The organism is Pseudoalteromonas sp. SG43-5 (genome assembly GCF_014164345.1).
Classification (GTDB): Bacteria; Pseudomonadota; Gammaproteobacteria; order Enterobacterales; family Alteromonadaceae; genus Pseudoalteromonas; species Pseudoalteromonas distincta.
In genome coordinates, this window is the sequence record NZ_JACJFA010000038.1 from 1 (window position 1) to 13,148 (window position 13,148).

Annotated in this window: 11 protein-coding genes and 1 rRNA gene; 8 read left to right on the plus strand and 4 right to left on the minus strand. The window is 37.5% G+C overall.

The features are described 5' to 3' along the window. Positions 1-259: 259 nt before the first annotated feature. Both rrf and H5161_RS19780 read left to right on the plus strand, forming a co-directional pair. Positions 260-374 (plus strand): 5S ribosomal RNA (gene rrf / locus H5161_RS19775). A gap of 546 nt (positions 375-920) precedes the next feature. Then, complete coding sequence (locus H5161_RS19780; protein WP_039486508.1) at positions 921-1,556, plus strand: isoprenylcysteine carboxylmethyltransferase family protein; 636 nt, start codon at positions 921-923, stop codon at positions 1,554-1,556. Between the two features lie 253 nt (positions 1,557-1,809). Here the strand turns inward: H5161_RS19780 and H5161_RS19785 are convergent, their stop codons facing one another. From H5161_RS19785 to H5161_RS19795, 3 genes are read right to left on the minus strand one after another with little or no spacing between them, the layout of a single operon-like run. Beyond that, complete coding sequence (locus tag H5161_RS19785; protein ID WP_182769916.1) at positions 1,810-3,831, minus strand: bifunctional diguanylate cyclase/phosphodiesterase; 2,022 nt, start codon at positions 3,829-3,831, stop codon at positions 1,810-1,812. Positions 3,832-3,835: 4 nt separating this feature from the next. Further along, positions 3,836-4,363, minus strand: coding sequence for a YfiR family protein (locus H5161_RS19790; protein WP_182197601.1), 528 nt, complete (start codon positions 4,361-4,363; stop codon positions 3,836-3,838). Between the two features lie 9 nt (positions 4,364-4,372). After that, entirely contained in the window at positions 4,373-6,433 is a 2,061-nt protein-coding gene (locus tag H5161_RS19795) for a TonB-dependent receptor domain-containing protein (RefSeq protein ID WP_182769917.1), read from the minus strand. Positions 6,434-6,913: 480 nt separating this feature from the next. Here H5161_RS19795 and H5161_RS19800 point away from each other — a divergent pair, with 480 nt between their 5' ends. The 5 genes from H5161_RS19800 (at position 6,914) to H5161_RS19820 (ending at position 10,881) form a co-directional block, all read left to right on the plus strand. Then, positions 6,914-7,789, plus strand: coding sequence for a sensor domain-containing diguanylate cyclase (locus H5161_RS19800; RefSeq protein WP_182197604.1), 876 nt, complete (start codon positions 6,914-6,916; stop codon positions 7,787-7,789). A 149-nt stretch (positions 7,790-7,938) separates the two neighbouring features. Then, positions 7,939-8,124 carry an epimerase gene (locus tag H5161_RS19805; protein ID WP_024594980.1) on the plus strand — a complete coding sequence of 62 codons (186 nt, stop codon included), beginning with the start codon at positions 7,939-7,941 and terminating at the stop codon, positions 8,122-8,124. A gap of 108 nt (positions 8,125-8,232) precedes the next feature. Then, on the plus strand, positions 8,233-9,249 hold the full coding sequence (locus H5161_RS19810) for a kelch repeat-containing protein (protein WP_182769918.1): 1,017 nt from the start codon (positions 8,233-8,235) through the stop codon (positions 9,247-9,249). Then, entirely contained in the window at positions 9,246-9,962 is a 717-nt protein-coding gene (locus H5161_RS19815) for a Sir2 family NAD-dependent protein deacetylase (RefSeq protein ID WP_024597449.1), read from the plus strand. The genes H5161_RS19810 and H5161_RS19815 overlap by 4 nt, the downstream gene beginning before the upstream one ends. Positions 9,963-10,083: 121 nt before the next feature. Continuing rightward, the gene (locus tag H5161_RS19820) at positions 10,084-10,881 is read left to right on the plus strand and encodes a response regulator (RefSeq protein WP_004334468.1); all 798 of its coding nucleotides are present in this window, start codon (positions 10,084-10,086) and stop codon (positions 10,879-10,881) included. A 64-nt stretch (positions 10,882-10,945) separates the two neighbouring features. Here the strand turns inward: H5161_RS19820 and H5161_RS19825 are convergent, their stop codons facing one another. Continuing rightward, positions 10,946-12,259 (minus strand): M20/M25/M40 family metallo-hydrolase, encoded by a 1,314-nt coding sequence (locus tag H5161_RS19825; RefSeq protein WP_182769919.1) that lies wholly within the window; start codon positions 12,257-12,259, stop codon positions 10,946-10,948. A gap of 408 nt (positions 12,260-12,667) precedes the next feature. On the opposite strand from H5161_RS19825, the gene H5161_RS19830 reads away from it, so the two are divergent. After that, positions 12,668-13,027, plus strand: coding sequence for a hypothetical protein (locus H5161_RS19830; RefSeq protein WP_024597446.1), 360 nt, complete (start codon positions 12,668-12,670; stop codon positions 13,025-13,027). Positions 13,028-13,148: the final 121 nt, after the last annotated feature.

Below are 13,148 nucleotides of genomic sequence, written 5' to 3' on the forward strand. Positions count from 1 at the left end.
AGTGGTGTGAGCCATTAAGCTAACTTGTACTAATTACCCGTGAGGCTTAACCATACAACGCCAAACGCGTTTTATGCGACAGTTTGACAGAAGTTAATATGACTAAAGTAGATATTACTTAGAAAAACTTAAAAAATATTATCAGATATTTTCCAAATTCAAGAGGTGACTCTTAGCGCGTAGCGTTAACATTGAGGCACCTTGCGCAAAGAAAATGGTAGCACTACGTGCTTGTCATTGATTCTTTGCACCTAATTTGCTTGGTGACAATAGCGTTTTGGACCCACCTGACTCCATGCCGAACTCAGTAGTGAAACGAAACAGCGCCGATGATAGTGTAGCATTTGCTATGTGAAAGTAGGACATTACCAGGATTCAAATTGTAGAGAGCCCGAATCTAACGATTCGGTCTTTTTTACGTCTGCAGAAAAGTGAAATACGCGCAATTAATACACACTCATATCGCGACACAAAGATAGTGTAGCATTTGCTATGTGGCTCTCCACCGCTGTGGGCACTACGACATCACAAGGCTTCAAATTGTAGAGAGTCTGACTAGAAATAGTCGGGCTTTTTTACGTCTGCAGAAAAGTAAAATATGCGCAATTAATATACACTCATACCAACACCATCGAGTAGGGCGGAAAAATAGATCACTTAATTAAGCGAATTGGTATAAAAACAAAATTGTGAACTACCGAATTTACTTTTTCGGTTTGTGTAAGCAGTTGTTTAGGTGAAGTATCAAACAGAATTTATAAATTAGTTTGATTAGTTCATTATAACTCGTTAACTAACCACAGACTTAGCTTGTTTATGAGGGCAATGAATACTAATATGATTTCATGATCTTATAACTAAATCTATTGGCTTAGTTGTTTTAAAATTACTACCAATAATGATTGTGAGCTGTAACTTAAATGCCTTATGAAACATTTGTAGATGACTCTGCATCGCTAGTTGAATTTACCCGAGTTTACTTAGCTATTTTTTATACTTTTGTTGCCGGATTTTATACATTTAGAATTATTTATAAAAATCGAAATACACCATCAGGCGTTATTTATCCCGGTGATAAATTTTGTACTAGTTGGTGGAACCATATGGTTTTTAAATTTTTCAGGGCTGCTATTTGGTTTGTATGTGTAATTAGAGTGTTTGTACCTGAGTTAGATAGCTATCTTGGGCTATTCCCGATACTCAATGGCTGGCCAGGCGTATTATTTGGCGATGTATTATTGACCGCAGGTTTTATTTTAACGATGTTTGTACATTTTCATATGGCAGCCCTTTGGCGTTCAGGCATTGATCCTAAGGGACCACATGAGCTTAAAACATCAGGATTATATGAATACTCTAGGAATCCGATGTATTTAGGCGTTGTAGCTGCACAGGTGGGGTTCTTTTTAGCCTTACCTAGTATATTTAGTTTGACCTGTTTAGTTATTGGTTTTACAGCTATATATAGACAAACATTAGTTGAGGAGGCTCATTTAGCTCATCGTTTTTCTACACAATATAAAGAGTATAAACAACTAGTCCCTCGCTGGTTATAGCTTGGGATCGAGCTTTAAATACATGGATTTTTAAGGCAAAAGTAAAGAAGTGTTCTGTGTTGGCTTGCTAAAATCTAGCATGATAGACATAAATCAGATCACTTCTTTTTGTTTTATACCAATTCGCTTAATTAAGTGATCTATTTTTAGGATGGAAAAACGTGTTGATAGCTAGGCAAAAAAATTGCTATTTAGTTGTTCTAAATGAGAATTTTTTAACACAGGTAGCGACCCGTTTAGCCCCGCAAAATGATTAAGTATTATTGCGGATTGGTATTATATACTTTTCCATAAACTCTTGTTTAGTAATTGCCTTTGAAAAAATGTAGCCTTGAATATAATCACAAGCAAGCTGCTTTAATAGGTCATACTGTTTTTGTGTCTCAACTCCTTCAGCAACTACCATTACGTCTAGATTGTGAGCCATAGTGATAATAGCTTTCACGAGAGCAATACTATTATCGTTTGATTCTATATCGTTGATAAATGAGCGATCTATTTTTAAAATATCTATATCTAAGCGCTGTAAATACGCCAAAGAAGAATAACCAACACCAAAGTCGTCAATCGCAATATCTATATTAATAGTGCTTAAGCGTTTTAATTGTCGTTGTATTGACGAGTCGGGATCCATTAAAGTATTTTCAGTGACTTCAATTAAAATTGTGTTTGCAGGTAGTTGATACTTTTTACTTGCTACAATCCATTCATCCACCCAGCAACCAGCGCGGTCAATTTCAAGAGGTGATGTATTCACACTGACTTGAATTGCCTTTTCACTTAAAACATTGAATTGGACGGTATCTTGAATTGCTTGAGATTTTACCCATTGGCCGATATCGTTTATTAATCCGTTTTTTTCAGCGACAGGTATAAATTCATTTGGCCCTATTAGGCCTCGTTCAGGGTGATTCCAACGAATTAGAGCTTCAGCTTTTGGTACTGATTTCCCGTCAATTGAAAATATAGGTTGGTAAAATAATTCAAATTGGTTTTTAACAATTGCAGTGCGTATCTCCTCTATTAGACGACGCTTTTCTGTGGCTTTTTCTTCTATAGCATAAGAGAAAAATTCATAGCGATTCCGGCCTTTATTTTTAGATAAATACATTGCTTGGTCAGCGCGTTTAACGAGCTCTTCTACTGTTAAACCATCAGCAGGGAAAAATGTTAAACCTATGCTTGCTGTAACATACACTGTTTCTTTTTTTATTTTAATGCTCTGCATTAAACTACTTTTTACTGCTTCGGCAATTTTTGATGCTTCATCCGGGCTATTTACACCCTCTAAAATTAATGTAAATTCGTCACCACCCAAACGTGCGACTGTATCTTTAGTCGTTATACAACTTTGCAGTCTTGTTGCTACTTGGTGTAAGAGTAAATCACCGTAGTCGTGCCCTAGGCTGTCGTTTACTTCTTTAAAGCCATCCAAATCTATGAATATAAGTGCGAATTTCATTTCCTTAATACTTACTAAGCTTTGTAGTTTTTCGTAAAAATAACGCCTGTTTGGTAAGTCGGTCAATCCATCTTGGTAGGCATATTGTTGCAACTGAATATTCGCATTTTCAAGTTCATTAGTACGCAGTCTAACTTGGTTTTCTAATGAATTTTCTCTTTGCTCAATGTTGTATAACATCGCATTAAAACAAGAGGTTAATTGTCCTACTTCATCTTGTGATAGCTGTTTAGCGCGTAAGCTATAATCGTGTGATGTAGTTATTTTACTTGCTGTTTGAGCTAAATATAAAATAGGGTTTAAAAAGCGACGCCTTAATAAAAGAGATAAAATTAGGCTGATGGCAAAGGTGAATATCATCAAAATCATTATAAACTTAAAGTAAAAAGTAATTCTGTCTTGAATGTAGCTGTTGTTAGCGCGTATTTTTAATATACCGTAATCATGCATATCGAGCTGAAGGGGTGTACTTACTTCAATACTTTGCTCCATATTTTCATCTTCGGATTGCGCAATAACAAGCTGCTCACCAGTCATACTTGTTACCAATATACTAATAACATCTGAGCGTATAAGTATTGGGTTTATAAGCTCTTGCACTGCATCTATATCATCAAACATAAGTGCTGTAGTTATATTCGGTGAAAGCATTTTTGACAGAGAGCCCAAGCTTTCTATTTGTTCCTCTTTAGCGCTAGTGATTTCATAAGCACTAAATACAATGGTTACTGTCGCGGTTGATACAAGTGCAACACTCATTAAGATAAATAGTAATTTTTTGCTCATCGTATTTAATGCAAATAGTTTTTTCATTGCACTACCTATCTACAACGCGGGCAAGGCGTAGCACTTTTGAGCTCATAGTAATGCCTGCATCTTTAAGCTGTTTCGGAGCAATTTCAAAGCGAATTTTACCACTGGAAAGAAAAAACCTGATATGACCGCCATTTTCAATAAATGTGTCTGTTTCACCAATGAGCATAACGTTTTTCAGCTCTAAAGGTGTTATGTTTTGCCATTCGATAAATGTATCAGAGGTAATAAATAGCATGTTACACGCCGAGGTTGTTACTTCATCCAGAGTGATTAATTTATTGTATAGAGGTAAGTTTTTTATAGTGCGACTTTTTAAAGCGTTGTTAGCCGCATCAATAAAGTATTTATCAGGGCTACAAATAATAAATTCATTAAGAGATTCTAAATGATAATCCCAGTGTCCAAAACGTGCAAAGTTATATAAGAAGCCTGCTTTTAGCATGTATTCTTTTTCAACAGCGCCAATGCTGGAACTAAAAAGTGTCAACGTTATTAAGCTACTGTGAATTAAACTTCTTAATTTAATCATCTAATTAACTTAGAAATTTGCTGAAATTGTAAATGTAATACATTCATCAATATAGTTTGGTAATGTATAGGTTTCGCGCGTATTATTGTACTCAATATGTGAACCTGCAAAGAGGTTTTTACCCGAAATTGCAGTAGACCACACAGGTGTTGCTTGCCAATTCCAACTAACATCTAACGTTGTGTAATTATCAGTGTTATATGCATTTGAGTTTATTGCGCGCAATGTCGCAAACACATTATGGTTGGTTAAAAAAGAATAATCGGCTTTTGCAAATAACTGCCTGTTTTTAGAGTCATAGCCGATTGCGGGCTCTACTCGAGGAGGTAAATCGTAGTTATAATCGGTGTAACTATAACCAAACTCAGTATTGAGATTATCAACAGGTTGCCACGATACAACTAGGTCGAACCCTTTAGTGGTCGTGTCTGCTACAGATGCAAAGTCTAAATCTATGCGAGTCATTGTTAGTGCTTGAAATACTTCTGGGATTCTCCCTGCTAGAAATAATTCAAGTATAGGTGTGAATTGTTCAGCATGCGTATTCATATCAATAACCGCTACGTTATTAGCATCGGTATAATAAGTAGAAAGATCCAATGACCAATCGTTAGCAGTAAAACGGTAGCCTAATTCATAAGATAGATAGTTTTCAGATTTAACTTTGTCGTTACCATTTAGGTAGGTTGCAATTCGGTAGTCGTCTATTTGTCCAAAGCCAGAGCTTAAACCGGTAAGATCTTTAATTTCAGTACCATTAACTTTAAAGTTGTCGTTAAATTCAATCAATGTTGGTGTACGTACACTTCTCGATATAGCACCCCAAGTAAGGTGGTTATCTACTGGTTTGTATATAAGCCTTGCTGACGGTTGATTTTCCCAGCCAGTTAAATCGTTATGATCAAGCTTAGTACCAATAATAAAATCGAGTGTATCAGGCGTCACATTGTATTGAGCTTGAACAAGTGCACCAAACTGTTTGAGGTTATCAAAGTTTTTATCGCTATCTAAAAATACACTTTCTGCGAAAGAGATAGAGTTATACCGGTAGTTTAATCCCCAATCTAGCTGTAGAGATTGGTATATGAAGTTCATTTGATAATCAATATCTATCGATTCAAAATCTTCTTTAATATAATCTTGGGAACCATTTTGTTTCAGCCAAGAAATTTGTAGCATTTGATTGGCATCGGGCGACACTCTGTTTTCAAGGCGTGCCATTATGCGTGAGTCTGTTCGCTTTAAATCATCTGAGAATGAAATGTTTTCGTTGGTTTCATCTATAACACCTCGGTAGTTTTGACCAAGTGTTGAGTGAGTAACGTCCCCCTGTAGTAGCGCAGACCACTCATCATTAGGGGTAAAGTCAGCCCGAAAACCTAAAGAATTTTGTTTAGTTGTATCGTTAGGTGCGAGTAAGATCCCTTTTTTTGATTCATTCGCATCTTTTACATGACCATACACACGGTAGCTGCCTATGTTACTTATATCACCACCGTAACGAAGATTTGCATCAACATTTATTTGATTACCAGTTGTTACGTTTGCGTATCCACCGCGAGTATCAATACTGTTTTTAGTAATGATATTAATCACGCCATTATTTGCGTTACTACCCCAAAGTGATCCGCCTTGTCCGCGTATTACTTCAATGCGTTCAATGTCATACAAAGGAACGTTGAGTGTTTCCCAATAAACTGCAGCAAATTTTGGGGTATATAAGCTTTGTCCGTCAATCATAACCAATAGTTTGCTAGAAAATCGAGAGGCGATACCTCTTGATGAAATAGCCCATTGATTGTTATCGAGCTGACGTACAATTAAACCAGGCACCATTTTCAGTGCTTCAGGTACTGATGTAGCACCAGAGTTAGTAATTTGTTCTTTACTTAATACATAAATAGATGAAGCGGTATCAAATGCTGATTGTGCTCTTTTCATCGCAGAAGTTGCTTGTACATCCATGCCCATTAAAGCATCAAGGTCGAGGTCTTCATCTTCAAACGGCTCGGCCGTTAGGAGAGGGCAAACAAAAAGTAATGGCCAAAACAAACGTTGTGATATTTTCACCCAAAAGTCTCCTGCGCAATCAAAAAATCAAAAACAGTCTTTGTTTTTGTAATACATGTGATATCACACAATATTAACATACATTAACAGTGTAAAAGCATAAATGAGATTAAATCAAGGTAACTAATTTTGTAGTAGTTAAAAGGTCTAATTTCGCCCAATTGAACTGTAAAAATATAGTTAAATGAACTTTATAAGTATATTTATTAAAGAGTCAGTAAAATGTAAATAGCTGATAGTTATATGTTTATATACGACTTGAAATTTAGTCTATTCCAGAATAACTTCAAAGTATTTATGGTTATTAAATATTTAATCTTAACTTTTTCGTGTCATGCTTCTCAAAGCAATATTAATTATATGGGCACAATTTATACCTAGCCCTGTGTTATCTGCGATTGTGGTTTAATTATCTTTGCTTTTGTTAAAGCTATATAGAATACTTAAATTTGCTTGGTTTTGCTTTAAAGGCACCAAAGTATGATAAAAAATGAATTAATTAATGTAGAAGAAGTACTCGATTTAATGCTTGATGCCGTTTGTGTGGTAGATAAACAAGGCACATTTGTTTTTGTAAGCGCAGCATTTGAGCAAATTTTTGGTTATACGGCCGACGAAGTTGTAGGCAAAAAGATGATTAACTATGTTTACGAAGGTGATCATTACAAAACGCATAACGCCGTAACTTCGCTATTGTCTGGCGAAACGGTAAACCCTCGCTTTGAAAACCGCTGGATGAGAAAAGATGGTCAATTAGTCCATATATTATGGTCTGTTCGTTGGTCAGAGCAACATCAAGTAAGAATTGCAGTAGCGCACGATATAACTGAGCGAAAAGTAATGGAAGAGCAGCTCCATTACATGGCTCGGCACGATGTGTTAACTGGTTTGCCTAATCGCTCTTTATTGATGGAGCGATTAGAAAAAGTAATTATTAGTGCAACTACAAACAACACATTTTTTTCTTTACTGTTTATAGACATAAATGGCTTTAAAGCAGTAAACGACACCCACGGACACGAAACTGGCGATAAGCTTTTATGTGCTATAGCAAAAAGGCTTTCAGCGTCGGTTAGGCATTACGACACAGTAGGGCGTTTAGGTGGAGACGAATTTTTAATTATTTTAGATAATTTAAGTTCTAGCCACGAAACCGTCAGAATAAAAAATAAAGTCCTCACTGAGTTTAAAGCTGTCTTTAAGTTAGATGACGTACTACTAAATATTTCCCCCAGTATTGGCATTGCAAACTACCCAGAGCACGGACAAACAGATCATGAACTTATAAAATATGCTGATCAAGCTATGTACAAAAATAAACAACAAGGCTTAGATAACGTAACCTATTTACCTTAAAAAATTATGCTGAACTACCACCTTAGACAGCTCATCTTCACAACGCCCTTAACTACAATACATTACTTACCGCCACATTTTTAATAGCGGTTTTCCAGCGCTGCGTTAAAAATCTATAAATGCTCTTACAGCAGTTTGTAGGTAGTTCCTTGATAAATAAACTGCACAAGTTATGTCTGGGTGATAATGAAGGCAATTACCGTATAGGCAGTAATACATTTTTTACTAATGATGCAGGCGAAAGCAAAGTTTCGGTCACTGATTACGCAACAGCAATGGTTGATGTAGCGCAAAATGCAGCGCACGTAAATCAGCATATTAGTATTGCCTACTAATATGGTTACTAATCAAAAGCGTTTGATTATTTTGATATAACAATACTGGCTCACAAGGCTAAAATAATTTAATCTGAGCGTATTAATTCTTATTAAATTATTTGCCTTATGAGCCTTCTTTTTTCTCTTGCGTTAGCAAGCCTTCCCGCTTTACCTGAGCCTGTTGCAAATAATGCTGTGGCTAAAGTTATTGTAAAAAACCAGCCCTACTTTTTAAGCTTTATGGGGCTGGGGCGCGATAAACAATACTCGTCAGTGCATAACAAAGTGTGGACGCTTAAAGTTGGCGATTCACAGTGGCAATCTAAAACTGGTGTGCCTTCAAGCTTGCCATTAAAAGGGCGCTTAGCAAGCACCGCAGTCGGCTTAGGCGAGTACGCTTATGTTTTTGGCGGCTATACGGTAGCAGAGGATCATACTGAAGTTTCAAGCCCCGACGTATATAGGTACGACGTAATAAAAGATACCTACACTCATCTTGCGAGCATGCCAGTACCCGTAGACGATAGCGTAGCGCTGAGCTACAAAGCGCGTTACATTTATCTAATTAGCGGTTGGCATAACGACGGCAACGTAAACTTAGTACAAGTATACGACACGCAAAATAATACATGGCAACAAGCCTCGCCATTTTTAGGTGAGCCCGTATTTGGCCAAGCCGCTGCTATTAGTGGTAACACCATTGTTATTTGTGATGGCGTTAAAACACAAGCTAATCCTGATTCGCGTCGCTCGTTTGCAGGTGTAGCACAGTGCTTAAAAGGCACAATAGATTCAACTAACCCACAAAAAATAGATTGGCGTACCTTGCCACATCCAACAGGCACTGCTCACTACCGAATGGCAGCCACCAGCTATAATGGCAATATTTATATGATGGCAGGCTCTAATAACCCATATAACTACAGCGCAATAGGTTACGACGGCAAACCTGCACCAGCAAGTGACCATGTTTGGCGCTTTAGTATCGAAAAAAACAAATGGCAGATTTTATCCCCAGTTGAAGTAAAGAGCATGGATCATCGTGGCTTACTTGAGCACAGTGGGGTTTTATATCGAATTGGCGGCATAGATAATAATCAGCAAGTAAGCGCTAACGTGCTCGGTTACGAGGTTGAAAAGTGAACACTCTTTACATTACAGGAGCGGGAGTCAGCGCAGCCAGTGGTATTCCCACCTTTAGAGGGGAGGATGGTTATTGGACCATTGGCAGTAAAAATTATACGCCTATGGAAATGGCAACGCGCGCAATGTATCAAAACGCCCCAAAAGAGTTTTTAGCATGGTATTACCATCGCTTTGCAACGTATCGCAACCATGGCCCAAACGACGTACACCATTGGCTAAGTGACAAAAACCTAATTACTCAAAACATAGATGGGCTTGATGGCAAAGCGGGTAACAAAAATTACATAGCGATACACGGCAGGCTTGATCAAATGACCTTATTTCATGAGCAAGGTGAGCCTGTCACGCCACTTGCCACCCCGTGGGATAGCGTAGACGAAAGCCGCCTGCAAGAGTCTCTTTTTGAGCTATTTAATATTCAAAACCAAACGCCTGAGCTAAACCATTCATTTAAGCCCTTTGTTTTATTATTTGACGAATACTACACCGAGCTTTACAGAATAACACAAGCACAACAGCGTATGCTCAACGCCGATAAAATTGTATTTATGGGCACCTCGTTTAGCGTTAATATTACGCAAATGGCAATTGAAATAGCCCGAAATTACGACATTCCTGTTGAAGTGGTTGACCCTGAACCTGCACATATTTTACACGCTAACGTCACATATAAAAAAATGAATGCATTAGATTACATTCAATCTAATTAATAAGTGCTATATTTTAAAGGGGTTGGTAATGTTTTCTTAAATATTACAATCTCTTTATATAATATTAACGAGTCAAAAATGTTATTATTATCCTGATTATAACAATACTAAAGAGATCTGAATGAGCGACTTAACTGCAATAGCAAACTTGTCCATTTTACTTGTAGAGCCTTCAGAGGTTCAGCAAAAAATAATAATAAAATCGCTTTTAGAAAGTGGTGTAAAACAAGTTGAAACTGCATCTACACAAACACAAGCGCTTAGCTTATTAGCAAGTTATCACCCTGATCTAGTTATAAGCTCTATGTATTTATCTGACGGGACAGCCGACTCACTATTGCAAGAAATAAGATCAAACCCTATCACCGAGCATCAACCTTTTATGCTTATATCGAGTGAGCGTAATAAAAAATACCTTGAGCAATTACGCCAATCGGGTGTGCTGGCTATTTTGCCAAAGCCTTTTAGCGCAAAAGCCATTACCCGCGCACTCAAAGCAACCCTTGATATTATAAGCGAAGAAGAAGTAGAACTTGATCATTTTGACGTAACGCTGCTGCGAGTTTTAGTGGTAGACGACAGCCGCTTTGCGCGTAAACACATAATACGTGTACTTGCAGGGATGGGAATACCTGCACCAATAGAAGCTGAAAACGGTAAAGAAGCTATTGAGCACTTGAATAACCAACCGTTTGACTTAATAGTAACCGACTACAACATGCCAGAAATGGACGGGCGAGAACTAACAGAAGCCGTTAGAAGCTCAAATAGCTACTCACATATTCCTATTTTAATGGTGAGCTCAGAGGCAAACGACACTCACCTAGCTAATATTGCTCAAGCGGGAGTTGATGCTATTTGTGATAAACCGTTTGAACCGGCCACAGTGCGAGAATTACTGTATAAAATAATGTCTTAAAAGTAAGTACAAGCGTAGAACGGTTATTATTTGGCCTACGCTCATCTTTAAAATACATTTACTATTACAGTTTTCCTAATCTATGAATGAGTAATGCCGTTTTTTTAATGTTTTTATCAAGGCTGGTTAAATCGGCTGTTTCGTTTTTAGTGTGCGCACCGCTGCCCATCAAGCCTAAACCATCAAGTGCCATATCAACATGGTTTGCCGCAAACGAAATATCAGCCGCACCTGCATTGCGTGGATTGGCGGCTACTACTTTGTTGAAGCCTAAGTCGTGGCTTGCGTCGCTGTATAATTCTAATAGCTTTTTATTGCCATCAGTTAATGCCATTGGCGGATAACCATCTTCAAAAATAAGCTCTGCTTTACTGCCATCTAAGTTTTTAGCCACAATTTGTAGCATAACCCTTTTAGCGCTTTCTACCTGCTTTGGCGAAAGTGCGCGTAAATCACCTGCAACATGCACGGTTTGTGCAATTACATTGCTTTTACCAAACGCCGTTGCTGACGAGTTAGCACTGTCGTAGTCGGCATTGGTACCGCCCACAATAAGCCCTGGGTTAAATGTTAAATTAGGTTGCGTGGCAAGTTGCTCTCTAAAATCATTTAAAATGCGTGATGCTTCGTAAATAGCGCCATAACCAACGCTGTCGCTAAATATTTGCGACGAATGCGCTGCATTTGCCGTTACATTTAGCGTCCAGCCGGTATAACCACGGCGCGCCGCCATAGCTGTTTTTATATTGTTATCGCCATTTTCATAGCCAAGCGCTACGTCAGCCCAAATTGCTGCATCAACAATAGCTTGTTTAGATAAGCTAAGTGGGCGACCGCTGCTTTCTTCATCGCCAGTCAGCAATACTTTTATGCTTACATTTTCGAGTAAATTAAGGGCTTGTAAGCTTTTAAGTGCGGTAATTATTATCGTGTTACCGCCTTTCATATCGGCAACGCCTGGGCCACTGGCTGTATCGGCATCAAGTTGTTTGTAGGTAGTAAAGTTATCGTTTTTGGCAAATACCGTATCTAGATGGCCGATCATCAGTATTTTTATTGCATCGGGGTTTTTACTCTCATGGGTTGCCAGTACATGTCCTGCGCGGTTAAACGCACTGCCATCCAACCATTCTACTTTAAAACCAATGGCCTTAAGTTGCTCACTTGTCAGCGCGCCTACTTTTTTTACACCTTCAATATTAAGCGAACCGCTATTAATATTTACGGCTTGCTCTATTTCTTTAAGTGCTTGGGGAATATTTTTATCGACCTGTTTTACTATTTCACGCTCATTTTTATCAAGCGCAGCATGGCTTGTAAGCGGTAGGGTACTAGCAAGTGTGAGGATAAGTGCATGGCTAAATTTTAAAAATGACATAACAGCATAATAAGTGAGAAATAAGAATATTTAATATGAAGTAAAAATACACAGGATTCAATAGAAGGTGATTGTGATTTTTAACTAATTTTATAAGTAATAACGAGTTACAGGTTTAAGGGTTATAGAGTGTACGCGTTATTGGTTTAAACACAGATATTTAAAATATAACCTGTTAATTAATAATCAACGGGTATAACTAAACAACGATTTGTCTGATATTACTGCTCTCCACCGTTTTGGGGTTTTGCTACATTTAGAAAAGGTAAGGCGAAGCTAACTAACTGTTTACAGTTGTTTATTTTATAGCTAGGATAAAATCATTGTAATATAAAGACATTTGTCGGTTTGTAAAACGACAAATGTCGTAGACTAAATTGTCAGGTGTAAACGGATATCATCAAGTATATGGATATTTTCAAAGGTATAGATTTCAATGATTCGTTTGTTCTCGGTTGGAGTTCAAATACAACTGAAATCACATTCAAAATTGAGGCTAGCATTTGGCCTGATTCACCTCATTATCTAAATCCAAAACCTGATGAATATACTTGCTACCGTAAATGTGAAATTCAATTTACGGGTTTTACTTCATATTCAGGGCTTGTTGAACAAAGTAGTGTTAAACCAAACAATGATATAGATGGTTCATTTGATTATGGCAATATAGACTCGTTAATTGAAACAAATCAGGGCTTTAAGGTTGTAGGTGAGTTTGGTAACTTAGAAATTATAAACGGCAAAGTTCAGTTAAAAATTTACACATAACAAGTGACTATGGTGTCAATTCCTAATTTCAAACCATTTTAGGATCCCACATGACACCATCCCTCACCATAGAATTTATGATTACTATAAGCTTTCTTATACAGGCAATAATAGCCACTTT

Excerpts from the sequence above, each read along its gene's own strand:
- H5161_RS19780 (WP_039486508.1), top strand. The coding sequence starts at position 921 with ATGCCTTATGAAACATTTGTAGATGACTCTGCATCGCTAGTTGAATTT.
- H5161_RS19785 (WP_182769916.1), bottom strand. The coding sequence starts at position 3,831 with ATGAAAAAACTATTTGCATTAAATACGATGAGCAAAAAATTACTATTT.
- H5161_RS19790 (WP_182197601.1), bottom strand. The coding sequence starts at position 4,363 with ATGATTAAATTAAGAAGTTTAATTCACAGTAGCTTAATAACGTTGACA.
- H5161_RS19800 (WP_182197604.1), top strand. The coding sequence starts at position 6,914 with ATGATAAAAAATGAATTAATTAATGTAGAAGAAGTACTCGATTTAATG.
- H5161_RS19810 (WP_182769918.1), top strand. The coding sequence starts at position 8,233 with ATGAGCCTTCTTTTTTCTCTTGCGTTAGCAAGCCTTCCCGCTTTACCT.
- H5161_RS19820 (WP_004334468.1), top strand. The coding sequence starts at position 10,084 with ATGAGCGACTTAACTGCAATAGCAAACTTGTCCATTTTACTTGTAGAG.
- H5161_RS19825 (WP_182769919.1), bottom strand. The coding sequence starts at position 12,259 with ATGTCATTTTTAAAATTTAGCCATGCACTTATCCTCACACTTGCTAGT.
- H5161_RS19830 (WP_024597446.1), top strand. The coding sequence starts at position 12,668 with ATGGATATTTTCAAAGGTATAGATTTCAATGATTCGTTTGTTCTCGGT.